Annotated in this window: 23 protein-coding genes and 5 tRNA genes; 20 read left to right on the forward strand and 8 right to left on the reverse strand. The window is 56.1% G+C overall.

The features are described 5' to 3' along the window. Positions 1 to 73: 73 nt before the first annotated feature. From ACFIQF_RS23185 to ACFIQF_RS23195, 3 genes are read right to left on the reverse strand one after another with little or no spacing between them, the layout of a single operon-like run. Positions 74 to 586, reverse strand: coding sequence for a TPM domain-containing protein (locus ACFIQF_RS23185; protein ID WP_393946034.1), 513 nt, complete (start codon positions 584 to 586; stop codon positions 74 to 76). After that, positions 586 to 1,512, reverse strand: a complete 927-nt coding sequence (locus tag ACFIQF_RS23190) for a TPM domain-containing protein (protein ID WP_393946035.1) — start codon at positions 1,510 to 1,512, stop codon at positions 586 to 588. The genes ACFIQF_RS23185 and ACFIQF_RS23190 overlap by 1 nt, the downstream gene beginning before the upstream one ends. 6 nt (positions 1,513 to 1,518) lie before the next feature. Continuing rightward, positions 1,519 to 2,112: a LemA family protein gene (locus ACFIQF_RS23195; protein ID WP_393946055.1), complete on the reverse strand. Its 594-nt coding sequence runs from the start codon at positions 2,110 to 2,112 to the stop codon at positions 1,519 to 1,521. A 159-nt stretch (positions 2,113 to 2,271) separates the two neighbouring features. Between ACFIQF_RS23195 and ACFIQF_RS23200 the strand changes: the two genes are divergently transcribed. After that, on the forward strand, positions 2,272 to 2,832 hold the full coding sequence (locus ACFIQF_RS23200; protein WP_393946036.1) for a DUF2946 family protein: 561 nt from the start codon (positions 2,272 to 2,274) through the stop codon (positions 2,830 to 2,832). A gap of 64 nt (positions 2,833 to 2,896) precedes the next feature. Here ACFIQF_RS23200 and ACFIQF_RS23205 read toward each other — a convergent pair whose 3' ends face one another. The 4 genes from ACFIQF_RS23205 to ACFIQF_RS23220 all read right to left on the reverse strand — a co-directional run bounded on the left by ACFIQF_RS23205 (position 2,897) and on the right by ACFIQF_RS23220 (position 9,943). After that, positions 2,897 to 3,763: a c-type cytochrome gene (locus ACFIQF_RS23205; protein ID WP_393946037.1), complete on the reverse strand. Its 867-nt coding sequence runs from the start codon at positions 3,761 to 3,763 to the stop codon at positions 2,897 to 2,899. Positions 3,764 to 3,959: 196 nt separating this feature from the next. Next, the gene (locus ACFIQF_RS23210; RefSeq protein WP_393946056.1) at positions 3,960 to 5,387 is read right to left on the reverse strand and encodes an efflux transporter outer membrane subunit; all 1,428 of its coding nucleotides are present in this window, start codon (positions 5,385 to 5,387) and stop codon (positions 3,960 to 3,962) included. 2 nt (positions 5,388 to 5,389) lie between these two features. Next, a complete protein-coding gene (locus ACFIQF_RS23215; RefSeq protein WP_393946038.1) occupies positions 5,390 to 8,629 on the reverse strand; it encodes an efflux RND transporter permease subunit in 3,240 nt (1,079 codons plus the stop codon). A 15-nt stretch (positions 8,630 to 8,644) separates the two neighbouring features. Then, complete coding sequence (locus tag ACFIQF_RS23220; RefSeq protein WP_393946039.1) at positions 8,645 to 9,943, reverse strand: efflux RND transporter periplasmic adaptor subunit; 1,299 nt, start codon at positions 9,941 to 9,943, stop codon at positions 8,645 to 8,647. Between the two features lie 140 nt (positions 9,944 to 10,083). Here ACFIQF_RS23220 and ACFIQF_RS23225 point away from each other — a divergent pair, with 140 nt between their 5' ends. The 13 genes from ACFIQF_RS23225 to ACFIQF_RS23285 all read left to right on the forward strand — a co-directional run bounded on the left by ACFIQF_RS23225 (position 10,084) and on the right by ACFIQF_RS23285 (position 22,228). After that, complete coding sequence (locus ACFIQF_RS23225; RefSeq protein ID WP_393946040.1) at positions 10,084 to 10,794, forward strand: TetR family transcriptional regulator; 711 nt, start codon at positions 10,084 to 10,086, stop codon at positions 10,792 to 10,794. A 96-nt stretch (positions 10,795 to 10,890) separates the two neighbouring features. Further along, positions 10,891 to 10,966, forward strand: a tRNA-Arg gene (locus ACFIQF_RS23230). A gap of 163 nt (positions 10,967 to 11,129) precedes the next feature. Further along, positions 11,130 to 12,380 (forward strand): tyrosine-type recombinase/integrase, encoded by a 1,251-nt coding sequence (locus tag ACFIQF_RS23235; RefSeq protein WP_393946041.1) that lies wholly within the window; start codon positions 11,130 to 11,132, stop codon positions 12,378 to 12,380. Between the two features lie 125 nt (positions 12,381 to 12,505). After that, positions 12,506 to 13,312 carry a hypothetical protein gene (locus ACFIQF_RS23240; RefSeq protein WP_393946042.1) on the forward strand — a complete coding sequence of 269 codons (807 nt, stop codon included), beginning with the start codon at positions 12,506 to 12,508 and terminating at the stop codon, positions 13,310 to 13,312. A 102-nt stretch (positions 13,313 to 13,414) separates the two neighbouring features. After that, on the forward strand, positions 13,415 to 13,639 hold the full coding sequence (locus tag ACFIQF_RS23245; protein WP_393946043.1) for a helix-turn-helix transcriptional regulator: 225 nt from the start codon (positions 13,415 to 13,417) through the stop codon (positions 13,637 to 13,639). An 85-nt stretch (positions 13,640 to 13,724) separates the two neighbouring features. After that, positions 13,725 to 14,150, forward strand: coding sequence for a guanosine-3',5'-bis(diphosphate) 3'-pyrophosphohydrolase (locus tag ACFIQF_RS23250; RefSeq protein WP_393946044.1), 426 nt, complete (start codon positions 13,725 to 13,727; stop codon positions 14,148 to 14,150). 21 nt (positions 14,151 to 14,171) lie between these two features. Further along, positions 14,172 to 15,068 carry a WYL domain-containing protein gene (locus ACFIQF_RS23255; protein WP_393946045.1) on the forward strand — a complete coding sequence of 299 codons (897 nt, stop codon included), beginning with the start codon at positions 14,172 to 14,174 and terminating at the stop codon, positions 15,066 to 15,068. Between the two features lie 4 nt (positions 15,069 to 15,072). Continuing rightward, the gene (locus tag ACFIQF_RS23260) at positions 15,073 to 15,612 is read left to right on the forward strand and encodes a hypothetical protein (RefSeq protein WP_393946046.1); all 540 of its coding nucleotides are present in this window, start codon (positions 15,073 to 15,075) and stop codon (positions 15,610 to 15,612) included. 10 nt (positions 15,613 to 15,622) lie between these two features. After that, positions 15,623 to 15,889 (forward strand): hypothetical protein, encoded by a 267-nt coding sequence (locus ACFIQF_RS23265; RefSeq protein ID WP_393946047.1) that lies wholly within the window; start codon positions 15,623 to 15,625, stop codon positions 15,887 to 15,889. After that, complete coding sequence (locus ACFIQF_RS23270) at positions 15,886 to 16,143, forward strand: hypothetical protein (RefSeq protein WP_393946048.1); 258 nt, start codon at positions 15,886 to 15,888, stop codon at positions 16,141 to 16,143. The genes ACFIQF_RS23265 and ACFIQF_RS23270 overlap by 4 nt, the downstream gene beginning before the upstream one ends. Positions 16,144 to 16,243: 100 nt before the next feature. Then, entirely contained in the window at positions 16,244 to 19,012 is a 2,769-nt protein-coding gene (locus tag ACFIQF_RS23275) for a class I SAM-dependent DNA methyltransferase (RefSeq protein ID WP_393946049.1), read from the forward strand. Next, entirely contained in the window at positions 19,009 to 21,063 is a 2,055-nt protein-coding gene (locus ACFIQF_RS23280; RefSeq protein ID WP_393946050.1) for a DEAD/DEAH box helicase, read from the forward strand. The genes ACFIQF_RS23275 and ACFIQF_RS23280 overlap by 4 nt, the downstream gene beginning before the upstream one ends. Then, positions 21,056 to 22,228, forward strand: a complete 1,173-nt coding sequence (locus tag ACFIQF_RS23285; protein WP_393946051.1) for a GIY-YIG nuclease family protein — start codon at positions 21,056 to 21,058, stop codon at positions 22,226 to 22,228. Before ACFIQF_RS23280 ends, ACFIQF_RS23285 begins: the two co-directional genes overlap by 8 nt. A gap of 29 nt (positions 22,229 to 22,257) precedes the next feature. On the opposite strand, the gene ACFIQF_RS23290 is transcribed toward ACFIQF_RS23285, so the two are convergent. Next, the gene (locus ACFIQF_RS23290) at positions 22,258 to 22,911 is read right to left on the reverse strand and encodes a serine integrase family protein (protein ID WP_393946052.1); all 654 of its coding nucleotides are present in this window, start codon (positions 22,909 to 22,911) and stop codon (positions 22,258 to 22,260) included. A gap of 86 nt (positions 22,912 to 22,997) precedes the next feature. Between ACFIQF_RS23290 and ACFIQF_RS23295 the strand changes: the two genes are divergently transcribed. The 6 genes from ACFIQF_RS23295 to ACFIQF_RS23320 all read left to right on the forward strand — a co-directional run. Then, entirely contained in the window at positions 22,998 to 23,585 is a 588-nt protein-coding gene (locus ACFIQF_RS23295) for a hypothetical protein (protein WP_393946053.1), read from the forward strand. A 567-nt stretch (positions 23,586 to 24,152) separates the two neighbouring features. Beyond that, positions 24,153 to 24,229: transfer RNA gene (locus ACFIQF_RS23300), tRNA-Arg, on the forward strand. A gap of 152 nt (positions 24,230 to 24,381) precedes the next feature. Next, a tRNA-Tyr gene (locus ACFIQF_RS23305) sits at positions 24,382 to 24,467 on the forward strand. Between the two features lie 52 nt (positions 24,468 to 24,519). Next, positions 24,520 to 24,593 (forward strand) — tRNA-Gly (locus ACFIQF_RS23310). Between the two features lie 38 nt (positions 24,594 to 24,631). Next, positions 24,632 to 24,706, forward strand: a tRNA-Thr gene (locus ACFIQF_RS23315). Positions 24,707 to 24,774: 68 nt separating this feature from the next. After that, on the forward strand, positions 24,775 to 24,884 hold a 110-nt coding region (locus tag ACFIQF_RS23320; protein WP_243738762.1), incomplete at its 3' end, for a GTP-binding protein.

The raw sequence follows: 24,884 nt of genomic DNA on the forward strand, positions 1-24,884 counted from the left end.
CGGTGGCTTTTGTTTTTGGGCGTCCAGCACGGGCGCAAGTTCTATCGGCACCAAGAAGCACAAAGCACCTCACTCAGCGCACAATCGGCGCGTCCGCCAACTCATTGTCGGCAGGGCTGCTGCCGCGCGGGAAATCTTTCTCTAACAGCAGCGAGACTTGTGCAATGGCTTTGCTCAGTGCCTTTTCGTATTGGCTGCTGCGCAAATCGCTCGACAAGGTGTTGATGATGCTTCGCCATTGCGCGGCATCTACGCGGCGTGCCACTGCGCGGTCAGCCACGATCTCGATGGCGTGCTCGGTCAGCAGCAAGTAGATAAGCACGCCGTTGTTGTGCTCGGTGTCCCAGACACGTTGCTTGGCAAACTCCATCACCGCACGCTCGCGGGCGGGTGCATCGCGGCGGATATAGCTCCAGGGCAGGGCGGTTTCCACGTAGACGCGGATCTGGCCGGTATGCTTGGCTTCTGACGCCGCAATGCTTTGCGCAATACGCTCGCGCGCGGCTGTTGGCAAGGCATGCGAGGCATCGCGGTCCAGAATGCGGTGTTGCAACTGGCGGCCCAGGCGTTGTATCCAGTTGCCCATTACCAGCTCCCCGAGGCGCCGCCGCCACCAAAATTGCCGCCACCGCCCGAGCTGAAGCCACCGCCTCCGCCGCCGCCACCAAAGCCGCCACCACCACCGAACCCGCCGCCGCCAAAGCCTCCGCCACCACCACCGCCGGTGATCACGCTACCCGGTCGCAGGCCGCCTGTCAGCAGCACCATGAACAAGGCCACCACGCCAGCGCCCACGCCAATCAACACGCTGGAGGTGAGGATGCTGGCTATTACACCGGCTGCGCCACCGGTGACGAGCGAGCCAAAGCCGCGACCGAGCAGGGCACGCAAAAAGCCGCCGCCAATCATGACGAAGGCAAAAAAGAAAATCAGCAGCTCACCAAAATCCATGGACTGGGTAGCAGATGGCCCGCCTTGGCGAGAGGGCTGGCGGCTGGGCGCGGGCAGCGCCTCGCCTTTGACCAGGGCGCTGATCTGGTTGACCGCCGCAGTCAGGCCGGCGCCGTAGTTGCCTGCAGCAAAGGCGGGCTTCATGGCTTCGTCGATGATGCGCGCTGCCCGCAAATCAGGCACGGCGCCTTCCAGCGTTTTGGCCACTTCAATGCGCATGCGCCGGTCGTTCTTGGCGACGATGATCAGCAGACCGTCGCCAATGTCTTTGCGGCCGATCTTCCAGGTATTGGCTACCCGGTTGGCGTAGGCTGCAATCTCTTCGGGCGCGGTGGTGGCCACCAGCAGCGCCACAACCTGCGCGCCGGTATCTCGCTCCAGCTGGTTGAGCTGCGTTTCGAGGTTCGCCACTTCTTGCGCATTGAGCGTGCCGGTCTGGTCCATGACATGGGCCGTCAGGGGGGGCACAGCTTGTACCGCCGCTTGCGCCAGCCAGGGGCTGAGCGCAAGCAGAACAACCAGCAGGAGATGGCGCAGTACGCGCTCGAACAGCAGTTTCAAACCGGATTACTTTTTGTCAGACGAAAAATCCACCTTCGGCGGCTGCGAAATCTGCGCCTCGTTCTGCACCGTGAAGTTGGCCTTGGGCGCGTAGCTGAAGATTTTGGCAGTGAGGTTGGTGGGGAACTGGCGCGCCAGGATGTTGTAGGCCTTGACGGTGCCGATATAGCGGTCGCGGGCCACGGCAATGCGGTTTTCTGTACCTTCCAGCGTGACGCGCAGATCGCGGAAAGCCTGGTTGGCCTTCAGATCCGGGTAACGCTCGGCCACCACCATCAGGCGCGAGAGCGCGCTCGACAGCTCGCCCTGCGCTTGCTGGAACTTGTTGAAAGCCTCCGGGTTGTTCACCAGCTCGGGTGTGGCCTGGATCGAGGTAGCCTTGGCGCGGGCCTCGATCACCTTGGTCAGCGTGTCTTGCTCAAAATTGGCCTCGCCTTTGACCGAAGCCACGATGTTGGGCACCAGGTCGGCACGGCGCTGGTACTGGTTGAGCACTTCGCTCCAGGCGGCGCCGGACTCTTCGTCCAGGCGCTGGAAATCGTTGTAGCCGCAGCCCGTCAGCGCGGCCGCTGCGGCCACGGTGATCACCAATCGCTTGATCGTCTTGCTTGCATTCATTGTGCGTTCCTCAGCGGCGCAGGCCAGGTGCGCCGCAGTTTGAGCTGTTTGACAGGCGCCCATTGTGACAGCCAATGGCCTGCAGATTTGTCAGCGATTATTGCAGGGGCCGTACCATGGCGGCTATGGAGCAATGCAGCAATGGATGAGATCGTCAAACAAGCCATGGCCAAGTGGCCGAATGTCCCCGCCTGTTATGGCTGGCTGGGCCTGGATGCGCGTGGCAACTGGTGGCTGCGCGACGCAGCCGCACAGGCTTGCGGCAGCTTTGCCAGCGGCGCTGCGGGTGCCAAGGGTTCGCGCGTGGAGCATGCCAAACTGGCCGAGTTCATGGGACGCAATTATTTGAGCGATGAGCGCGGCTGCTGGTATTTTCAAAATGGGCCGCAGCAGGTGTTTGTGGAGCTGGAAGCTACGCCCTGGATCTGGCGCGTGCAACAGCAAAGTGGCAGTGTGCAAATTCACAGCCACACGGGCGCTGCGCTGGCCTTGACCGATGTGCAGCAAGTGTTGCTCGATGAACATGGCGCGCTCTACCTGGTGGCGCCGCAAGGCCTGGGCATGGTACATACGCAGGATGTGCTGGACGCCGCCGCCGCGCTGGAGGCAGGCTGGCTGCCCGAGCCGCAAAGCGTTGAGCGTGAAGCGCTGCCCGGCCGCTATGGGTATGTAATCAATCCGCTACCGGCTGCCAAGGCGTAGCTACGAACGCGGCGCATGAAAAAACCGGCTCAACAGCCGGTTTTGCTTTGCGCGTGTTGATTGCTTACTTGGCGTTGTCCACCATGTATTGCACGGCGGCGTGGATTTCAGCGTCGCTCGCGGCAGAGCCGCCTTTGGGCGGCATGGCGCCTTTGCCGCTGATGGCGATTTTCACCATGCTTTCCATGCCTTGGGCAATGAACGGCGCCCAGGCGGCTTTGTCGCCAAACTTGGGTGCGCCGGCTACGCCAGCGGCGTGGCAAGCAAAACAGGCTTTGTCGTAGAGCGCTTTGCCTTCGACAGCGGCACTCAAAGTCGGGGCGGCGGCGGGTGCTTCTGCTGCAGGCGCCGGTGCGGCAGCCGCAGGTGCTGGCGTGGCCGCGGCTACAGGCGCAGCAGCTGCAGGCGCTGCTTCGGCATTGGCTGCAGGGGCGGCTGCGCGCTCAGGAATCGGGAACTTGGCGCCAGCCGCATTGGCCATATAGACCACGCCACGGGCAATTTCCACATCGTCAAAATCACCGCCACCTTGTGCTGCCATGGCGCCTTTGCCAGCGAGCGATGAGTGGACCAGGGCTTCCAGCCCGGTTTTGATGCGTGGGGCCCAGGCGGCCGCATCTTCAAACTTGGGTGCACCTGCTGCGCCAGTGGCGTGGCAGGCAGCGCATTGGGCTTTGAAAACTTCTTCGCCCGATTTGAGCGGGCGGTTGGCATCGCGGATTTCCACGCTGCCCACTTTTTGCAGGCGCGATGCAATCTGGGCCGATTCATCGGCCGCGCCAGCGCCAGGCTTGTTGGCGGCGGTGACGTACATCACCAGTCCAATGATGGCGAACACCGGCACCACAAAAGAAAAGATCACCGTCCACAACAGCTGCTTGGGGGTCTTGATGGGGCCGGTGTGTGCTTCGTCGTGCTGGATGTCGCTCATTACGTCCTCAAATTCTTTTTGGGGGCTTGTTGTTCATCGTGCAGAGGCCGGATCGATTATATCGACGGGCCTTTTTTTGTCGCCCTCGGGCTAATACCTGCGTCGTTTCAGCCACACCGGGTCTGGCCGGGCATAAAAAAATGGCTTGCCACCGGGTGTGGCAAGCCATTTTGCGACAGCTGCTGCGGGCAAAAACCTATGGTTTGCCAGCAGTCGGGGCCGCCTGCGCGACAGCCGGGGCCGCTTCGCTCCAGCCGCCGCCCAGCGCCTTGTACAGGCCGACCTGGTTTTGCAGCTGGGCCAGGCGCACTTGCACCACAGCTTGCTGCAGCGCGAAGAGCGAGCGCTGAGCGTCCAGCAGGTCCATGTAGCTGGCCACGCCGTTGCGGTAGCGCAGATCAGACAGTTTCAGGCGTGCCGATTCGGCCTCCACCTGGGCTTGCTGCGAGCGCAGCTGGTCGACCAGGGTCTGGCGGCTGACCAGCGCATCGGAGACTTCGCGGAAAGCGGTCTGGATGGACTTTTCGTACTGCGCGGCTGCGATCTTCTTTTGCGCCTCGGCCACTTCCAGGTTGGCCTGGTTGCGTCCGGCGTTGAAGATCGGCAGGTAAATCGACGGCGCAATGCTGAAGCCCTTGGACTTGGAGTCGAACAGATCCGACAGCTGCGAGCTGGCAAAACCGGCGCTGGCCGTCAGCGAAATGCTGGGGTAGAACAGCGCGCGGGCGGCGCCGATGTTGGCGTTGGCGGCCACCATCGACTGCTCGGCCTGGCGGATGTCCGGGCGGCGCAGCATCAGGTCCGAGGGCAGGCCGGCGGGCACATCGGCCATCACCGGCAGATCGACCAGGCGCTTGCCTTGCAGGCTGTTGAGCAGCTCGGCGGGCGGCGTTTGGCCCAGCAGCAAGGTCAGCGCGTTCACATCGAGCGCGCGTTGGCGGGTTTGCTGGGCCAGCGTGGCTTTGGCGCTTTCGGTCAGCGACTGGGCCTGGCGGTAGTCGAGCTCCGAGGCCACGCCCGAGTCCAGGCGCAGCTTGGTCAGCTTGATCGATTCTTCCCGCGTCTCCAAGGTGCGGCGCGAGATGTCGAGCAGCTCCTCGTCGGCCTGCAAAGTGAGCCAGGTATTGGCCACGGCGGCGACCAGGCTGATCTGGGCCGACTTGCGGCCTTCTTCGGTGGCCAGGTACTGGGCCAGGGCTTGCTCCTTCAGGCTCTTGACGCGCCCGAAGAAGTCGATTTCCCAGCTTTGGATACCTACGCCCACGCTGAAGGCGTTGCCGTATTGGCCTGTGATCTGGCTGCGCTGGCGCGAGGCCGAGCCGGAGACGCCCACCTCAGGGAACTCTTGCGAGCCCTGAATCTGGTACATCGCACGCGCCTGCTCGATATTGAGCACGGCCACACGCAGATCGCGGTTGTTGTCCAGCGCGATCTGGATGAGCTGCTGCAGGCGCGGGTCGGTGTAGAAGTTCTGCCACGGAATATCCGCCGCAGCCTGTTGGCCTTCGGCCGAGGCTGCGGGGTACTGCGAGGCCACCGGGGCCTCGGTCTTGTCGAGCTGCGGGATCAGCGAGCAGCCCGAGGCCAGCAGCGCCGCTGCCAGCACGGTGGGGATGAGTTTCATGGTCAAAGCGAGGTTCCTTTCCCCGTCACGACGGTGGGCAGGCCTTCAGAAGTGGGTGCGTGGGCGTGTGCGGCCGGTGCCGAGGGTGCGCCAGGTGCGCCGCCGCCGCGTGGGCCGTGGCCGTTTTTCTCACCCTTGCCGCCGAACAGGCGGAACACTTCCACAAAGAACACGGGCACCAGGAAGACGGCAAAGAAAGTGCCGATCAACATGCCCCAGAACACGCCGGTTCCGATTTCGTGCTGGCTCACCGCGCTGGCGCCCGAGGCAATGTACAGCGGTACCACGCCCAGAATAAAGGCCAGCGAGGTCATCAAGATCGGGCGGAAGCGCAGGTGCCCGGCTTCCAGCGCCGCATCGAGCGCGCTCATGCCCTGGTCGTGCAAATCCTTGGCGAACTCCACAATCAAGATGGCGTTCTTCGCCGACAAGCCGATCACGGTAATCAGCGCCACCTGGAAGTAGATGTCGTTGGGGAAGCCGCGCATGTGCACGCCAGCCACCGCACCGAGCACGCCCAGCGGCACCACCAGCATCACAGCCAGCGGAATGCTCCAGCTTTCATACAGCGCAGCCAGACACAGGAACACCGCCAGAATCGAGAACGCGTACAGGATCAGGGCCGAGGAGCCAGCCTTCTTTTCGTCCAGCGACTGGCCCGTCCATTCGAACGAGTAGCCGGGTGGCAGTTCGGCGGCGAGCTTTTCCATCTCGGCCATGGCCTGACCGCTGGTGTAGCCGGGCTTGGCAGAACCCGTGATGTTCATCGACGGATAGCCGTTGTAGCGCGTCATCTGCATGGGGCCGGTCACCCATTTGGCGGTGGCCATGGTGGACAGCTCGACCAGCTTGCCATTGGCATTGGGCACGGTCAGCTTCAACACGTCTTCGGGCTGCATGCGGTTGGCGGCGTCGGCCTGGATGGTGACGCGCTGCATATAGCCTTTGTTCGGGAAGTCGGTCGTGTTGGACGAGCCCAGCGCGGTCGACAAGGTGGTGGCGATATCGCCCATGCTGACCTTTTGCGCGTAGACCGCATCACGGTTGATGTCGACCTGCCACTGCGGCGCGTCTTCCACGCCGTCGAAACGGACGCTGGTCAGCAGCGCGCTTTGCGAGGCCTTGCCAATCAGCTCATTGCGGGCTTGCAGCAAAGCGTTGTGGCCGTGGTTGGCACGGTCTTGCAGACGCATGGTAAAGCCGTCGCTGTTGCCCAGCTCCATGATGGAAGGCGGCGTCAGCGTGTAGATGAAACCGTCTTTCAGGCTCATCATCGCGCCCAGTGCCTTGCCGGCGAACGACTTGGCATCCGAGCCCGGCTTCGTGCGCTCGGACCAGTCCTTGAGCGTGGTGAAGGCCAAGCCCATGTTCTGTGCCTGACCGGCGAAGCTGAAGCCCAGAATACTCACGATGTGCGCGGTTTCGGGTTGGCTCAGCACAAAGTCTTCGAGCTCTTTCATGGTGGCGCTGGTGCGCTCTTGCGTAGCGCCCGGAGGCAGCTGCACCAGCGAGATCACAAAGCCCTGGTCTTCGTTGGGGAGGAACGAGGTGGGCAGCGTACGGAAGCCGAACACCACCCCCACGATCACTGCGGCATACACCAGGAAAGACAGGAAGGTGCGCTTGACCACGCCCACCAGGGTTTTTTGGTAGCCCTTGGTAGCCTTGGCGAACATGCGGTTGAACCAGTTGTAGAAGGGGCCGAGCAAGCCGGTCTTCTTGTCATGCGCATGGCCCTTGGGAATGGGCTTGAGCAAGGTGGCGCACAGAGCAGGCGTCAAGGTGAGCGCGAAGAAGCCCGAGAAGAAAATCGAGATCGCCATCACCAGTGAGAACTGGCGGTAGATGTTGCCGGTTGCGCCGGTGAACAGCGCCAGCGGAACAAACACGGTCACCAGAATCACGGTAATACCGACCACGGCGCCCTGGATCTGGCCCATGGCCTTGATCGTGGCTTCCAGCGGCGGCAAGCCTTCTTCGGCCATGATGCGCTCGACGTTCTCCACCACCACGATGGCGTCGTCCACCACAATACCGATCACCAGCACCATGGCGAACATCGACAGAATATTGATGGTCAGCCCGATGCTGAACATCACCGCGAACGTACCGAGCAGTGCAATAGGTACCACCACGGTGGGGATCAGCGTGTAGCGGATGTTTTGCAAGAAGATCAGCATCACGATGAACACCAGCACGATGGCTTCGAGCAGGGTGTGCACCACTTTTTCGATCGAGATCTTGACGAACTTCGAGGTGTCGTAAGGTGCTGACCACTTCACGCCAGCGGGCAGGAAGGCTTCGAGCTCATCCATCTTGGCGTACACGGCCTTGGCAGTGGCCATGGCGTTGGCGGTTGAGGTCAGCTGCACGGCCAGTGCCACGGCAGGCTTGCCATCGAGGCGGGAGTTGAAACCGTAGTTCTCGGTACCCAGCTCAACGCGGGCCACATCCTTCAAGCGCACGGTGGAACCGTCCGAGTTGGAGCGCAGCACCACTTCGCCAAATTCTTCTGGCGTCTTGAGCTGGCCTGGCACCACGATGGTGGCGTTCATGTTGGTGCCGGGCAGGCTGGGCGTATCACCCAAGGCACCACCGGAAATCTGCTGGTTTTGCGCAGCGATGGCACCGTTGATCTGCGTGATCGACATGCCGTAACCCTGCAGTTTGGTGGGGTCAACCCACACGCGCATGGCGCGGCCCGAGGCAAACAGCTGGGCCTTGCCCACGCCTTCGACACGCTGGATTTCCGGCAACACGTTGCGGTTGACGTAGTCGGCGATATCGTCACGCGAGGTCTCGCCCGTCTCTGACTGGAAGCCCAGAATCATCAGGAAGTTGCTCATCGACTTGTCGACGCGCACACCCAGCGATTGCACGATGGAAGGCAGGCGCGGCGTGGCGCGAGCCAAGCGGTTTTGCACGTCCACCTGGGCCAGTTCGGGGTTGGTACCCGGCTGGAAGGTGATGGTCAGCGTACCGGTGCCGGTAGCTGCGGCAGAAGCTTCCATGTACATCAGACCATCGGCGCCGTTCATCTCGCGCTCGATCAGCTGCAACACGGAGTCCGTCATCGTCTGGGCGGTGGCACCGGGGTAGGTGGCCTGCACCGTGATGGTTGGAGGCGCCACCGATGGGAACTGCGCCACCGGCAGGCGGGTAATGGACACGATACCTGCGAGGATCACGAATATCGCGATCACCCAGGCAAAGATCGGTCGGTGAATAAAAAACTTTGACATTCCGCTGGGTCCTGTTTATTTGCTGGCGGCTGCGTTATTGCCTGCCTCGCCCGCTGCGGGAGCCTTGTCTGCAGGTGCAGCAGCTGCGGCACCGTTGCCTGCAGCGGCTGGTGCAGCGCCCTTGGCATCGCTCTTCCATGGCACTGGCGTGACCTTCTTGGCGCCCATGCCCAGCTTGATGAAGCCGTCGATCATGACCTTGTCACCGGGCTTGAGACCATCGGTCACCACCCAGTTTGATCCCTTGGACTGGCTCACCTGCACAGCGCGAGGAGCCACCGAGCCGTCGTCTGCGACGATCATCACGGTATTGCCCTTTTCGTTGCGGGTCACAGCCTGCTGCGGAATCAGCACGGCGTTGTCCACCTGGGCTTCTTCGATATGCACGCGCACGTACATGCCGGGCAGCAACATGCCATCGGGGTTGGGCAACTCGGCGCGCAGGCTCACCTGGCCGGTCGTCGGGTCTACCGTCAAATCCGTGAAGAGCAGTTTGCCTTCCTGGCCAAACTCTTTGCCGTCATCGGTGTAGACCTTGACCTTGGCAGCGTTGTTGCCAGCCTTGGCCAGCTTGCCGGAGTTCAGCGCTTCACGCATGCGCAGCACTTCAGACGAAGACTGCGTGACGTTCACGTACAGCGGATTGATTTGTTGGATGACTGCCAGCTCGGTCACCTGGCCTTGGCCGACCAAAGCGCCTTCGGTCACCAGGGCGCGGCCAATGCGGCCGGAGATCGGAGCCGTCACGGTGGCATAGCCGAGGTTGATGGAAGCATTGGTCACCGCAGCCTTGCCAGCAGCCACTTGGGCCTGTGCGGCTTTTTCGTTGGCCACAGCAACGTCGTAATCTTGCTTGCTGATGGCGTTGGCTTCGACCAGCGGCTTGTAGCGCTTGGCGGTCGATGCGGCTTGCGCCAGATTGGCCTGTGCTTGGGCCAGCGTGGCTTGTGCGCTTTCCAGGCTGGCGCGGTAGGGCGCATTGTCAATTTGGAACAGCGTCTGGCCGGCCTTCACGTCCGAGCCTTCAGTGAACTGGCGCTTTTGCAAAATGCCGGCGACACGGGCGCCCACTTGGGCTACGCGGAAAGGCTCCAGACGGCCTGGCAGATCGGACACCAGCGGAATGCTTTGCAGTTGCACCGTCAGCACGCTGACTTCTGGCGGCTTCTGGGCGCCCTGCGGGGCTTGTTCTTGCTTTTTATCGCCACAGGCCGTCAAGGCCAGCGCGGCCGCCAGAGTCAACGCGAAAACGCCAGCACGGCTGCGGCGGATATGGTGCGGTCGTTGCTCTGCGGCTTGGTTTGCTTCATACATCGGCTGCATGAAAGTCCCTTCGGAAGGTGTGAGTGAAAAACAAAGCGAACCCCGGAGGGTTCGGTGCGGGAGGAGCTCGCCAGGACGCGGCTGGCCCCAATCCCCAGAAAATTGCTTCGTGATTATACATACATGCATACATGTATAATTGCATCGTTTTCGTAAAAAATGGTCATTGGCCTCAAGCGAGGCTTGTGGGCAACGCTTTAACAGGAGTAGATGAACTCGCTATGGCCCGGCGCACAAAAGCAGAAGCGGATGAAACCCGCACCAAGCTGTTGGATGCAGCAGAACAGGTGTTCTTTGAAAAGGGTGTGGCGCGAGCCTCGCTCAATGAAATCGCGCAACGTGCCGGTGCTACGCGCGGGGCGGTGTATTGGCATTTCAAGGACAAGGTGGATGTTTTCACCTCCATGCTCTCGCGCATCTGCATGCCTTTCGAGGAGCTGTGCGACGACAAGTACCAGGAGCTGGCGCCGCTCGAACGCATACGCAAATCCATATATGCAGTGTTTGACAGTATGGATGGCGATGAGCGCAGGCGCAAGGTGTTCGACACGGCGCTCTTCAAGCTCGAATACGTGGGCGAGCTGGAAAGCGTGCGCGAAGGCCATGTGGAGAGCTTCGAGTTCTCGCAGCGCAAATTTGCCAGCGACCTGGCACGGGCCGCGCAAGAACTGGGTGTGCAAATGCCCATGTCACCGGAAGATGCCGCCTTGGGTTTGCACTCGTTGTTTGTCGGTCTCATACATGGCTGGGTGTTGACTGGGGGAAATTTTCCCCTGAGGCAAATCGGCGCGGTGTCAGTGGAAGCCTATTTGTCGGGCCTGGGCTTCCCGGCCAAGCGCTAGGCCGGGGTGGCGGGGTTTCGCTGTCGCGATCACACGGCGGCAAGCGGGTTTCCCATGCCATAATCACGCCGTTGTCGAAAGACAGCATGTGTATGCGCGGCTGTAGCTCAGTGGATAGAGTATTGGCCTCCGAAGCCAAGGGTCGTGGGTTCGATCCCCGCCAGCCGCGCCAACGAGTCATCCCAGATTGTCTCGAATCATCTTGAAACCCGCATGTTTTCTAGCATTGCGGGTTTTTTGTTGTCTAGGGTAGTCTCATTTGGTCTATGGACATACCAACATTTTCTTGGTATTTTTGTTGGTATCTGACGTACCAACAGCCCTAGATACCAACAATGCCACTTACCGATACCTTCATCAAACAGGCCAAACACTCGGGCAAGCCCGCTGGCGACAAACACAGTGATAGTGGTGGCCTGTACCTTCACATTAAGGCCGCAGGCAAGTATTGGCGGATGGCTTACCGGTTCGGAGGCAAGCAAAAGACTCTGGCCCTTGGGGTCTACCCTGTCGTCACTCTGGCGCAGGCCAGAAAGCGCAGGGACGAGGCCAAGGCCCAATTGGCAGATGGCTTTGACCCCGGGGTTGTCAAACATGCTGCCAAGATTGCCCGCGTGGTGGCGGGTGAAAGTACGTTCGAAGCGGTAGCCCGTGAATACCATGGCATCAAAAAGTCTGGCTGGAGCGAAAAGTACGCCGCCAAGTGGCTGCGTGGACTGGAAAAAGACATCTTCCCGTATGTGGGGCGGTTGCCATTGCCTGACATCACTGGGCCGATGATTCTGGACGCGGTGCGGAAGGTCGAGAAGCGAGGCAACCGCGACGCCGCACATACCTTGACCCAGAATTCAGGACAAGTGTTTCGGTATGGCATCCAGACCGGTCGCTGTACGCATAACCCCATGCCAGACTTGCGCGGAGCCTTGGAACCAGTAGTCGTGAAACACATGCCTGCCGTTTTGGAACCATTGAAGGTTGGAGAGCTACTGCGGGCCTTCGACACCTACAGTGGTCAGCCCATCACCAAGGCGGCGTTGCAACTGTCGGCACTTCTATTCCAGCGCCCAGCCAACATTCGTAAGATGGAATGGTCTTGGATCGACCTTGACGCTGGAATGCTGACCATTCCTTCAGTGTCCATGAAGCGCACTGTCGCTCAGAAATTGAATGGCAGACCGCACTTTGTTCCGCTGGCCCCGCAGGCGGTGGAGGTACTGCGCGAGATTCAACCACTGACCGGGTATCGAACATTTGTCTTTCCTTCCACCCGGGGGGAGGGCCGCCCAATGTCCGACATGACCATCAACGCCGCGCTTCGCCGTCTTGGTTATTCCGGCGATGAAATGACGGCCCATGGTTTCCGGGCGATGGCGCGAACATTGATCATAGAACGGTTGCCGGGAATTCATACCGACGTTATCGAAGCCCAGCTTGCGCACGGCAAGTCTGGCCCGCTAGGTGCCGCGTATGACCGGGCCGAGTTTATGGATCAACGTCGAACCATGATGCAGACATGGGCGGACTACTTGGACAAGTTGAAGGCTGGCGCTGACGTGATTCCATTCAAGTCAGTCGGCCAGCGTTGATGAAGTTGGATGGCAGTAGTGCAATGAATCAACACCCGCACACGCAGTTTCCGCTGACTGGCGCAATCTATCAGCGCGCAAGCCATGTTCTTAATGGTTGCAATCGCAATCAATGGCAAGCCCACATGAACACACTCCGAACAGAAATGGACGCGCTGAAGGCCAGCTTGCAAACCAAGGAATTGGAAGAGTTCGGCGGTGAATTCGCGCGTCGTCTGATTCAGGATGGAGGCTGGGAGCTTCAATTCTTTCCAGACTATATGCGTGATGACGACGGCGCATGGAATTTCATCGGCGAAGATGCAATCGCGCTACTGAACAACTGGCCCGATCCGACCCGGCTGCCCGATGGATACCCTGACCAGCAGTTTTCAGACATTGAAATCTTGGAGGAAATTCTTCATCAACGGCGACGGAACCCACAGGAAGGCTGTCCGACAGACGCACAGTGCTACGCCCTGATTGCGCTGGAAAAGGTGTTCATGGTCGATGCCTTGTTTTCTGAACAAAGCAAGGTTGGACGATCCATAGACCAATCCATGTATCAAGCGTCCACGCTTGCCATCGAGGCCATGGAAATGGTCTGCACCGCCGAACGAGAACAGGTGTTGGCGCAACTGCCGAACGTAACAACAGATCAGATACGCAAGATTGAAACTGAAGTTCTGAAGAATTCCAGACGCGCCATGGCGAAATCTGGTGCCGAAGCCAGATGGGGGAATGATCCGAAAGCCATCGCGAAGCAACAAGTTAAAGAATGCTGGGAGATGTGGCAGCTTGCCCCACAGAACTACAAAAGTGCTGCGGCCTTCGCACGCGACATGATGTTCAAGTACGAGGAATTGACCAGTGCAGATGTCATTAAACGCTGGTGTCGTGAATGGCATGCCGCGTCTGCCTGCACCGTCACGACCTCACCGGCATCGTCATGACTATGCCAGCATGCTACCCCTTTCGGCCAGAAGACTCGCATGCTGAAATTGCTCCATACCGCCCAACACAAGTGATAGCGGGCATCAATATGGAGTTCATCAATGGTTCAATTTAATTCGTCCCTTCGCCCGAAAGCCGCCGCCGAATACTTGGGAATCGGAGTCAGCACACTGTGGCGCTGGTCAAAGGATCGAAGTGACTTTCCCAAGGCCCGAAAACTCGGCCCACGCTGTACCGTATTCAACGCTTCCGAACTACAGAATTGGCGCGATGCAGCACCACTTGTACATAACACCGCCCGCGTGCATTCAGCGCAACACCATTAAAATAAGATCAATTTGATCCGAAAAATAAGATCAATTTGATCTTATTTGTTAAGATGCACTGATCAAACTACGTTAAAGGATGATCATGCCAACACTGAAACGAGCCATTCAGATTGCGAGGATCGCCCACGAGGGGCAGTACGACAAGGCGGGACTCCCGTACATCGTGCATCCTGCGAAAGTCATGATTAATGTCAGCGGCCAGTTGGAGAAGATGGTGGCGATACTGCATGACGTGGTGGAAGACTCTGCGTTCACTCTTGACGATTTAAGAGAAGAGGGTTTTCCGCCGGAGGTAGTGGACGCGGTTGACGCGCTGACCAAGCGCCCCGGTGAAACGCGCATAGAGACCGCCAAGCGTGCGGCGCTTAATCTCATCGCCAGAACCGTCAAGTTGGTTGATAACGGGCTGAACATGGATTTGTCGCGGACTCCGAACCCCACCGAAATTGACTTCGCTCGCCATCGCGAGTACGAACAGGTGCGCGCCATTCTTCTTGCTGCTGGGTAGTTCAAACGCAAGATGTCATCAATGCATAACGAAGAACTACTTTCTGGTCTGTCCGCAGCGCAACGCCTGCGTCTGATCTTCATCGAATTTCGCGTGTGGTTCTATGGATCAGTGGCGCGGAAACATGTCTTGGAACGCTTTGAAGTTGCAACTGCTGCGGGTACCCGTGACTTGATGCTGTACAAGCAATTGGCCCCGAACAACGTGGGCTACGAACACAAGCTGTACCACTATCAGTCGACCTTCAAGCCGTTGTTTCAGCACGATCCAGACAAGGTGTTGATGGCGCTGACCACTGGTGCCACAGCGGCTGATTCTGGGACAAGTAGCGAAACAATATCCCATGCTTCGCCGAAGCGATTGAACCAACCTGACCTAGACACGTTGGCGACCGTCACTCGCGCCATTCACGGTGGTCAGGTTCTGGCGTTGACTTATCTTTCTATGAAGAAAGGCCCCAGTCCACGGGTCATTGTTCCCCATTCGTTGGTGGATTCGGGGCTGCGCTGGCATGTTCGCGCGTTCGACCGTACCAAGGGCCATTTTCGAGACTTGGTGTTGACGCGCATGGAAGAAGTTCGGACGCTGACTGATTGCATACCCCCAAGTCCACAGGAACAAATCACCGCCGACATTCAATGGAATCGCACATTCACACTGACTCTGATTCCGCATCCATCACGCCCGCATCCTGAGGTCATCGCGAAAGACTTTGGAATGAAGGATGGGAAGTTGAAAGTCTCACTGCGCGGGGCCGTGGCTGGCTACGTGATGCGTCAATGGCAGGTGGATTGCAGTCCAGACGCCAGCATGCGTGGACATGAAATCCGCTTACGGCTGGCCGATCCCAGTGAACTGAATGACGCGGGCAGTGCCGCGCTTTCACCGGGCTTTCTCGTATCCAAGAAAGAGGGTTGATGTCATGAATTCATTTCGAAGGGACGAGGGAAGGTCAGACCTTACGTCCATACATGAGATCACGGATACGTCCAGTACGGCAGACATGCTGTGTCGACACAGCTATGACTGGTATGTTTTCGGTCGCTATCTGGAATTGTTGACCGGCCACGTGAAAGTTCACCTAAAAGATGTCGAGAACAGCTGCGACGTTCAAGCGGTGTACCTGAATACCGATGGTACATTTAGCTACAAATTCGGACTATTTCTTCCAGATGAAGATGGCTTCGATACGACCAGCATTGAAATCCACGACGGTATCCATGATGCCTTTCGATCTGCCGACATGTCATCGCGCTATATCGGCTTTCGGGGCTGTGGTCGCATACCGATTGCGCCGTCGACCCAAGTGGGCTTGATGTATTCGAAATATGGCTATGGAATCTTCAAAGACGGAGACCATCTGCCCGTTCCATGCGCCGTTATTGAAACGGAGTACGGCAATGCGATCCATAAATTTCGCACAGATGCCCCTGCCGGAGTGACAAGAAAACCCCATCAATAAGGAGTCAGCAATGTCCAAGATGAAGTCAAAATTTGGAAAGAAGCCTAAAACAGTCTCCCCACCCGCAGGGCCGCAGGTTTGGTGTGTTGATGTCTACGAGTGTGAAGAAGGCTGGGGGGATCGTTTTGAAGGGACTAGTGAATTTCCCAGCGAGGAGGCCGCTGAAAAATTCGCGCAAGAGATCAATGCCAGACGATCTCAAGATGGGAACGATGATTGTTTTGCTGTCGCGCATAGGCCTTACAGCAGAAATAAAGTCGTCCCCAAAAACACATGAACACAGACAAGATATCAATCGTCCTTTGGCAGCTTGATCCCATGCGAACCGGATGCGCTGGCGACGAAGACATGCGCGATGAATACGAATTTCAAGCTGAAGAAATTGCGTCCCTAGTAGCCGCTGGAACACCACTACGACCAGCCATAGTCCAAGTGTTCGAAAAGTGGTTCTGGGAAGACTGCCTGATGTCAGGTGCTGACAGTAGCCGTCTCGATGCAGTCGTCAATGAAATCTCGAATGTCCATCGATAACTTGGCAGGGAAAGACGCGGCCCGCGAGGTTCAGGGCACCGCCAAACGGTCATAAGAAAGATAGTAAGCTGACGGGCTTGCCCGTAAAGAGTCCCAGCCCATGAATGCCGTAGAAATTGAACAAGCTATCACCGACCTTGCGGAGCGACCTTTTGACCCCGTTGAGTTTCCCTATGCCTTTTTGGAGGCCTTTGGCAACAAGGCAACTACCATCAAGCGCCTGCGGGCTGGGGCCTCTAACAAGTCTGATCTGAACGGCGTTCTACAGACCAACCACATTCACCTCCTTGCCTGTGATGTAGGTCAAGTGACCGTATCGCTCCAAGCACTCAAAGAAAGCCCCGCCACCACTAAGGCCAAGGCCAAATTTGTTCTAGCGACAGACGGCACAGACTTCGAGGCCGAAGACCTGACCAGTGGCGAAACCATTGCCTGTGCCTTCAAGGATTTCCCTGACCATTTCGGGTTCTTCCTACCTTTGGCGGGGATCAGCACTGTCCGTCAGATCAGTGAAAACGCCTTCGATATCCGGGCAACCAGCCGCCTGAACCGACTGTATGTCGAACTATTAAAGGACAACCCCGCGTGGGGGGCTGCGGAACGGCGTCACGACATGAACAAGTTGATGGCCCGGCTGATCTTCTGTTTCTTTGCGGAAGATACGGATATCTTTGTCGGACAAGGACGTTTTACTGATACCGTTGCTCGGATGAGTGCGAAGGACTCATCCAACACGCATGAAGTGCTTGCAACACTGTTTCGAGTCATGAACACAAGGCCCGAAGATCGGGTGGTAAGTCAAACGCCTCGATGGGCCGCAAATTTCCCCTACGTTAACGGTGCATTGTTCTCTGGCGCGGATGACGTGCCAATTTTCAGCAGGATCGCTCGATCCTATCTGCTACACGTTGGTGGGTTGGACTGGACCCAAATCAATCCAGATATTTTCGGCTCCATGATTCAAGCGGTTGCTGACGACGAGGAGCGTGGAGAGCTGGGAATGCATTACACCAGCGTGCCGAATATTCTGAAGGTGTTGAATCCATTGTTTCTCGACGAATTGCGGGAAAAATTGGCAGAAGCTGGTGATAATGCTCGAGTCCTGCTTAACCTTCGCAAGCGAATTTCCCGAGTAAGAATTTTTGACCCAGCCTGTGGTTCAGGGAATTTTTTAGTCATCGCGTACAAGGAAATGCGAGCTATCGAGGCTGAAATAAACAGAAGACGTCACGAGCCAGATCGACCTTCTGGCATTCCACTTACCAATTTCCGCGGTATTGAACTACGTGATTTCCCTGCGGAAATTGCACGCTTGGCTTTGGTTATTGCTGAATATCAATGTGACGTGCTATATCGTGGTCAAAGACTGGCGCTTGCCGAATTCCTTCCATTGCGGCATGAAAACTGGATTATATCTGGAAATGCGCTACGACTTGACTGGATAAGTGTCTGCCCGCCAACAGGTCGAAGCGTAAAAATTCAGGGTGAAGGCCTCTTCGATACACCGACAAACTCAAGTGAAATCGACTTCGAGAATGAAGGTGGCGAAACTTACATCTGCGGAAATCCTCCTTTTAAAGGGGCTAGAAAGCAGACCGCTGCTCAAAAATCTGATTTAGAGTTGGTATTTGGCGGAGGGAATGCCTACAAAGATTGCGATTATGTAACGGCGTGGTACATCAAAGCATCGAATTTTTCGAATGTTGCACCAACTGACTTTGCATTCGTATCTACGAACTCTATTTCCAGAGGTGAGCAGGTCGAACATTTATGGTCTCGGCTATATTCAAATGGTGACTCGATTTTTTTTGGCCATACTCAGTTCAGGTGGTCGAATAATGCAAAGTTGAATGCAGGTGTATGGTGTGTCATCGTCGGTGTCTCGCGAGATAAATCTAAAGTTCGGCGTATCTTCGAAGTAGATGTGGTCCGACAAGTTGCGTCAATTTCTCCATACTTGATATCAGGGAAAGAAGATTACATTCGGCAGGCAAGTCGAGCACTGTCAACGCAACTTCCAAAGCTGGTTTCAGGAAACATGGCAAGAGATGGTGGCAATCTAATCTTTACCGAGGAAGAAAAGCGAGCGCTGCTTGTGGATTCACCGAAGGCACGACCAATACTTCGGCCGTTAATTGGTACAACTGAAATCAGGCAGGGTATTCGTCGCTGGTGCATTTGGGTAGACGACAATGAAATTGATTTCGCGATGTCGATTGAGGCTGTACGAAATCGAATTGAGGCAACTCGCGTTTTTAGAGCGCAATCCAGTGCGCCAACAACCATTGGTTATTCGCGCATTCCACATCGATTTGCGCAGCGTTGTCATAAAGAGTCGAGTTCGATCGTAGTTCCAAAAAATACAGCGGAAGGACTCCCCTATCTAACGCCGGACTTTGTATCAAGCAACACGATTACAACTGATCTTGCATTTGTAACATTCACTAGTGAAGTTTGGGTACTAGCCATACTCTCATCTACCTTGCATCGCGTATGGGCAGAAGCCGTATCTGGTGGCCTCGGTTCAGGTATTCGATATTCATCTCTTCTTACTTACAACGCATTCCCAATCCCACTTCTGACTGAAAAAAATAAAGCTGATTTGACGCGCTGCGCGGAGGAGATCTTGCTGGCGCGGGAACGCCATTTCCCGGCCAGTATTGCAGATCTTTATGGTCCCGAAACCATGCCTGCCGACCTACTCGCAGCGCATGAACGCAATGACGAGGTGCTGGAGCGCATCTACATCGGACGACGCTTCAAAAACGATACAGAACGGCTGGAAAAGCTGTTTGACCTTTATTCCAAGATGACCGCCGAAGTTTCTCCAACCTTGGCTGGAAAGCGCAACGTGAAAGCCAATGCATGAGTGAACAAATCAAATCCGTTCCTTCCGTTTCCGTCACCTACGCTCGTAGCGGCGTATCGACCAAGGCCAATGCCCTTGGAATGCGCCCTATGCAGGAGCGGGCTTACGAGAAGCGTGGAGAGCAATATCTGCTGATCAAATCGCCCCCAGCTTCCGGCAAGAGCCGCGCTCTGATGTATGTCGCGCTGGACAAGCTGAACAGCCAAGGTGTGAAGCAAGCCATCATCGTGGTGCCGGAAAAATCCATTGGCTCCAGTTTCAATGACGAGCCGTTGACAACGTACGGTTTTTCGGCCGATTGGCGGGTTGAACCCAAATGGAACCTTTGCAACGCCCCCGGCAACGACAATGGCGGCAAGGTGAAGTCATTGGGCGCTTTCCTTGAAAGTAACGACAAGGTACTGGTCTGTACCCATGCGACATTCCGTTTCGCTGTCGATGCCTTCGGCATAGAAGCGTTCGATGACCGCTTGATTGCAGTCGATGAGTTTCACCACGTTTCTGCCAACCCTGATAACAAGTTGGGGGCACATCTCGGGGAATTCATTGGGCGCGGTAAGGTGCATATCGTCGCCATGACGGGATCTTACTTCCGTGGAGACGCAGAGGCCGTTCTTGCCCCTCAAGATGAAGCCAAGTTCGATACCGTAACGTATACCTATTACGAACAACTCAATGGTTACGAACACCTTAAACAACTCGATATCGGCTATTTCTTTTACAGCGGTTCGTACGCCGATGACATTCTGAATGTTCTCGATCCAACCCAGAAGACCATCATTCACATCCCCAACGTCAATTCGCGCGAAAGTACGAAGGACAAAGTGCGAGAGGTGGAGCACATCATTGAAGCACTAGGTGAATGGCAAGGTATTGACCCTGCAACGGGTTTCCAGTTGGTCAAACGTCCAGATGGCCGCATCCTGCGTATTGCGGATCTTGTGGACGACGATGCCGCCAAGCGTGACCGCGTCTCCACAGCACTGAAGGATCCAGCACAGAAGAACAACCGAGACCACGTTGACATCATCATCGCCTTGGGAATGGCGAAAGAGGGATTCGATTGGATATGGTGCGAACACGCGCTGACGGTGGGCTACCGCGCCAGCCTGACAGAAATCGTACAAATCATCGGTCGCGCAACCCGCGACGCACCGGGGAAGTCCCGAGCCCGTTTCACCAACTTAATTGCCCAACCTGACGCCAGTGAAGACGCGGTTACAGAGGCTGTGAACGATACGTTGAAAGCGATTGCGGCGAGCCTGTTGATGGAGCAAGTACTTGCCCCACGTTTCGAATTCAGGGCAAAGAATCCGGATAACGCTCCAACACCGGGCTATCACTACGGAGATGGTGGATATGACTTCGAACGATGCAACTATGGTGTCAATGAACAGACTGGGGCTTATCAGATTGAAATCAGTGGCCTTGCAGAACCCAAGAGCCGGGAAGCCACTCGAATTTGCCAAGAAGACTTGAACGAAGTCATCGCGGCATTCGTTCAAGACAAACGAAACATCGAACGTGGGCTATTTGATGAAGAACTGGTGCCGGAGGAACTGACACAGGTTCGAATGGGCAAGATCATCAAAGACAAGTACCCTGATTTGGACGTAGAAGACCAAGAGGCGGTGCGTCAACACGCCATTGCGGCACTGAATCTGACTCAAGAGGCCAAGCGTGTCGTGACCCAAGAGAGTACTGAAGGCTCGCCCAATACAGCGATGATTGACGGTGTTCGCCGTTTCGCAATGGACGTGCGCGAGTTGGATATTGACCTGATCGACCGTATCAATCCATTCGGAGAAGCCTACGCGATTCTCGCGAAATCTATGAGCGAGGAAAGTCTGAAGCAAGTGGCCGCAACCATTTCTGGAAAGCGTACGAACCTCACGCCGGACGAGGCCAAAGTCATTGCCATTCGCGCGGTTGAATTCAAGCGTGAACGTGGAAGAGTTCCCTTGGTAACCGCATCAGACAGCTGGGAGAAGCACCTTGCGGAAGGGGCTGCGGCCTTTATGCGCTTCAAAGCGGAGGGAAAGTATGCGTGACTCTGACCTTGATGAACTTGCGTCAGAACTTTCAGAGTTCGCGCCAGCTGAGAAGAAAGCCGGACGCTCGGCTAGCGAGGAGCGAGTTATTGCGGGTTTTGAAGAAATCCAACGATATGTGGAGCAACACGGGCGAGTGCCGCAGCACGGCGAAGATCGAGACATTTTTGAACGACTGTATGCCGTGCGTCTCGACCGATTGCGCGCTTTGCCAGACTACCGAGCCTTGCTTGAGTCCATAGACCACCAAGGGTTGCTGGGCACTGCCGTGAACGCAGAATCGGAGTTGAATATCGACGACTTGGCTGCCGAGCTGGCCGGTGTCGATGGCGCTGAAGACATCACGGTTTTGCGTCATGTCCGTACCAACGCGGAAAAACGCGCAGCTGAAGAGATTGCGGATCGCAAGCCTTGTGAGGACTATGAGTCTTTCCGTCCGTTGTTTGAACAGGTGCAAACGGAAATATCGACGGGACTTCGTCAATCGCAGCCGATTACCGCAAGCAACCGGGGAATTGAAGTCGGTGATTTCTTCATTCTGGATGGCATCACGGTGTATGTCGCTGAAGTCGGCGATCCGCTGAAGACCACAGCACGGGAAGTAGATCGTCGGTTGCGCCTAATTTTTTCCAATGGAACAGAAAGCAATTTGCTTCTGCGTTCACTCCAGCGGGCGTTTTACGACGACCAATCTGCGCGCAAGTTGGTTTCGCCCGAAAGTGGTCAGCTTTCCTTTGGCGGGGAACTTGACGCGGATGATGTTGAAAGTGGCACCATCTATGTGCTCCGGTCTTTATCGGATCATCCCTATGTCGCAGAAAACCGCAAAATTCTTCACAAATTGGGCGTAACTGGCGGCAGAGTGGAGACACGTATCGCGAATGCGGAGAACGAGGCTACCTATCTATTGGCGAAGGTTGAAGTTGTCGCTACATACAAACTTGCGGGCATCAATCGAACGCGCATGGAAGGCCTATTCCACAGGCTTTTTGCACCTGCTCGGCTGAACATTACGATCAATGATCGCTTCGGGCATCCGGTTCAGCCAGAAGAATGGTTCTTGGTCCCCCTGTTTGTCATCGATGAAGCCGTTGAACGCATCAAGGACGGTAGCATCACCAACTACATCTATGATCCCCAAACGGCAAAGCTTGTAAAAGTCTGAGGTCGGCAGGGGTGCTGGTGCGAACGACTTCAACCTGTAGGTCTCTTTTGTGAATCACATAGGCATCGTTTCATTAAATTGGAGATGGAAGTTGCGTGCCAAGAGCCTCCCCTTGGCCCTTGCCTTCCCGCTGCATTGAATAACTCTGCGATTGCTGCAAACGAGTGTCCATGAGTTCGTAGTTGGAAAACATCATCGTAGTACTTCGCGGCAAATTCATCCGCCTTTTTCCGCCTTACTTCAGAGGATGTTTTTCGGGCGCATTCGAGCTCTGGGTTACCGCGCATCGCATTGCCTGAAGACTTCTTTTTCGTCTGCGATTTTGTAGCGCCAGAACCGCCATCCGCCCTTGCATCAGTGAACAACGGTTCCAATACCTTGTTCACATCCGAATGACCAGCGGCAGACAGGGACACGTGTTGCTGTACCAGTCTCGCCAGCATGCCCAGTTGACGCGACAGCGGGTCTGATTCCGCCAATACAAGCACAGCCTTGTCGCGGCGGCACTGCCGAACAGCAGCTTCAAACACTTCCCCAACCTGCCCAAAGTCCGTCACGGTTTCGATGAATTCGCGGATCAGTTTTCCGCCTTCTTGCGTGACATGCCTTTCTACCGAATTTCGCAAGGAATTCAACGCAAGCCCATGCATTTCAGACACGCGGTAATAGGCGACAAATTTCATGAAATATAAATTGTAATCATTGATTAAATTACATTTTATACATCACCTTTCGTAAGTACATCCGAAAACCAACTTCGGAGAAATTTATGAAGCGTGAAATCAAGAAAGAGTTTGAAATCTGGTTCGCTGGTGCGTTTGAAGGTAGGAAAACTATCGCCTTCACACTGAACTTCAGGCAGCGCCAGCCGGGGAAGTGGCTGCCAGATGAACACACGGGAATTCCGACATATTGCAATTCGGAGGGTTTGACCGAAAAACAGGCGATTGCGACGTATCTGCGGTGGTACAACGGCCTATGCCGTAAGGCGTTCGGCGCGAAGGCCACTGCCCGTAGGAATCGGGTCAAACTTCAACACGTGGTGGTCAAGGAAGGCAAGATCAGCCGTCACGATCATACGGCGACCCAATTTCACCTTCATGGCGTGATCGAAGTCCCCAAGGGCATACGTGCGGATCATTGGGCTGAAATATGCGAAGCCGAATGGGTCAGTCTTCCGTGGGCCGACCCCAAGAACCACGACTTTACGAAGTACAGGGATGCTGGCTGGATCGAATACCTCCTGAAAGGCCGCACGAAGGAAGACCTAGAAGAATCGATTCTTCTGGACATCATTCACTTCAATGAAGATGCGATGCGCCGATTCAAGCCGCCAGCGCCTTTGTCGTTCGTCTGAAACTCCCCTTCCATAAGTACAGTTGCAGGCGCTGTTCAATTGCCTGCCGGAATTCGCCCCGGTGCCGTCGTATCGACGTATCGGGGGACAGGAAACCAGACATCGACAATGAAACAAGGAAGACGGTTGCAACGACCGCCTATAGATGATCTTGGGCTAAAGAAATTGAATTCAGGAAGTGGATAGCCAGTTGAACAGACTACGAGACGGTTCTAGATGGATGGAGTTGATGAACCCCGTTGGCAAGACATCTACCGAAGATGTAGGTCAGCATGATCCGAATGACCTGAAGATCATGGCCTGAAAAGGTTGAGGAACATCGATCTGAAGGTTGAATCCGCTGACAGGGACGGACGCAAGGATCGAAGGTCACTTTTTATTTTGTTGGTACTTTTGTTGGCACCTTTTGAAAAGTGATTTCTAGAACCTAGTGTTCATGCAGTGTTTTGTTGTTTTTTCGATCCCCGCCAGCCGCCAAGTCGATGCCTGCCAGATCATGGCAAATATGGATTGACTTCGAAGTATTTGCAATTTGTGTCTGTAAATTGCGCTACAATACGCAGCTTAGCGGCTGTAGCTCAGCTGGATAGAGTACTTGGCTACGAACCAAGGGGTCGTGGGTTCGATTCCTGCCAGCCGCACCAAAAAAAGAAAAGCCTCAAGTTGGTCTTGAGGCTTTTTTATAGAGTGAAGCGTTGTTGCGGGTTTATCGGGGTTGCGGCCTTGAAAGAAATTTGAGAGAAATCGAAAGTTTCTAAAAACTCCCAAAAATGATGCTACAATCTAGTTCTTCTTCGGAGGGGTGCCCGAGTGGCTAAAGGGGGCAGACTGTAAATCTGTTGGCTTACGCCTACACTGGTTCGAATCCAGTCCCCTCCACCAGAAATGGTTGAAGAAGCAGCTTTGCAGCAATTGCGCCTGGTGCGCGGTTGATGCGGGAGTAGTTCAATGGTAGAACCCCAGCCTTCCAAGCTGATGACGCGGGTTCGATTCCCGTCTCCCGCTCCAACATGCAGTAAAGCGATGCTGTTGCAATTTTAAAAATTGCCCATGTGGCTCAGTGGTAGAGCACTCCCTTGGTAAGGGAGAGGTCGGCAGTTCGATCCTGCCCATGGGCACCATATTTAAGTGCGCACGGTCCTGGTTGCGCTATTAATCCCTTTAGGTTTAGGTTTTTTCGGAGTCAAGAATGGCAAAAGGAAAATTCGAGCGCACCAAGCCTCACGTGAACGTGGGCACCATCGGTCACGTTGACCACGGTAAGACCACCCTGACGGCTGCTATCGCTACCGTTCTGTC

This window comes from Comamonas trifloxystrobinivorans, from assembly GCF_043359985.1.
Taxonomy (GTDB): domain Bacteria; phylum Pseudomonadota; class Gammaproteobacteria; order Burkholderiales; family Burkholderiaceae_C; genus Comamonas; species Comamonas trifloxystrobinivorans.

What these genes read in the sequence shown, in the direction of transcription:
- ACFIQF_RS23185 (WP_393946034.1), bottom strand. Translation starts at nt 586, where the DNA reads ATGGGCAACTGGATACAACGCCTGGGCCGCCAGTTGCAACACCGCATT.
- ACFIQF_RS23200 (WP_393946036.1), top strand. Translation starts at nt 2,272, where the DNA reads ATGGATGAGATCGTCAAACAAGCCATGGCCAAGTGGCCGAATGTCCCC.
- ACFIQF_RS23205 (WP_393946037.1), bottom strand. Translation starts at nt 3,763, where the DNA reads ATGAGCGACATCCAGCACGACGAAGCACACACCGGCCCCATCAAGACC.
- ACFIQF_RS23210 (WP_393946056.1), bottom strand. Translation starts at nt 5,387, where the DNA reads ATGAAACTCATCCCCACCGTGCTGGCAGCGGCGCTGCTGGCCTCGGGC.
- ACFIQF_RS23215 (WP_393946038.1), bottom strand. Translation starts at nt 8,629, where the DNA reads ATGTCAAAGTTTTTTATTCACCGACCGATCTTTGCCTGGGTGATCGCG.
- ACFIQF_RS23220 (WP_393946039.1), bottom strand. Translation starts at nt 9,943, where the DNA reads ATGTATGAAGCAAACCAAGCCGCAGAGCAACGACCGCACCATATCCGC.
- ACFIQF_RS23225 (WP_393946040.1), top strand. Translation starts at nt 10,084, where the DNA reads ATGTATAATTGCATCGTTTTCGTAAAAAATGGTCATTGGCCTCAAGCG.
- ACFIQF_RS23235 (WP_393946041.1), top strand. Translation starts at nt 11,130, where the DNA reads ATGCCACTTACCGATACCTTCATCAAACAGGCCAAACACTCGGGCAAG.
- ACFIQF_RS23240 (WP_393946042.1), top strand. Translation starts at nt 12,506, where the DNA reads ATGAACACACTCCGAACAGAAATGGACGCGCTGAAGGCCAGCTTGCAA.
- ACFIQF_RS23245 (WP_393946043.1), top strand. Translation starts at nt 13,415, where the DNA reads ATGGTTCAATTTAATTCGTCCCTTCGCCCGAAAGCCGCCGCCGAATAC.
- ACFIQF_RS23250 (WP_393946044.1), top strand. Translation starts at nt 13,725, where the DNA reads ATGCCAACACTGAAACGAGCCATTCAGATTGCGAGGATCGCCCACGAG.
- ACFIQF_RS23255 (WP_393946045.1), top strand. Translation starts at nt 14,172, where the DNA reads ATGCATAACGAAGAACTACTTTCTGGTCTGTCCGCAGCGCAACGCCTG.
- ACFIQF_RS23260 (WP_393946046.1), top strand. Translation starts at nt 15,073, where the DNA reads ATGAATTCATTTCGAAGGGACGAGGGAAGGTCAGACCTTACGTCCATA.
- ACFIQF_RS23265 (WP_393946047.1), top strand. Translation starts at nt 15,623, where the DNA reads ATGTCCAAGATGAAGTCAAAATTTGGAAAGAAGCCTAAAACAGTCTCC.
- ACFIQF_RS23270 (WP_393946048.1), top strand. Translation starts at nt 15,886, where the DNA reads ATGAACACAGACAAGATATCAATCGTCCTTTGGCAGCTTGATCCCATG.
- ACFIQF_RS23275 (WP_393946049.1), top strand. Translation starts at nt 16,244, where the DNA reads ATGAATGCCGTAGAAATTGAACAAGCTATCACCGACCTTGCGGAGCGA.
- ACFIQF_RS23280 (WP_393946050.1), top strand. Translation starts at nt 19,009, where the DNA reads ATGAGTGAACAAATCAAATCCGTTCCTTCCGTTTCCGTCACCTACGCT.
- ACFIQF_RS23285 (WP_393946051.1), top strand. Translation starts at nt 21,056, where the DNA reads ATGCGTGACTCTGACCTTGATGAACTTGCGTCAGAACTTTCAGAGTTC.
- ACFIQF_RS23290 (WP_393946052.1), bottom strand. Translation starts at nt 22,911, where the DNA reads ATGAAATTTGTCGCCTATTACCGCGTGTCTGAAATGCATGGGCTTGCG.
- ACFIQF_RS23295 (WP_393946053.1), top strand. Translation starts at nt 22,998, where the DNA reads ATGAAGCGTGAAATCAAGAAAGAGTTTGAAATCTGGTTCGCTGGTGCG.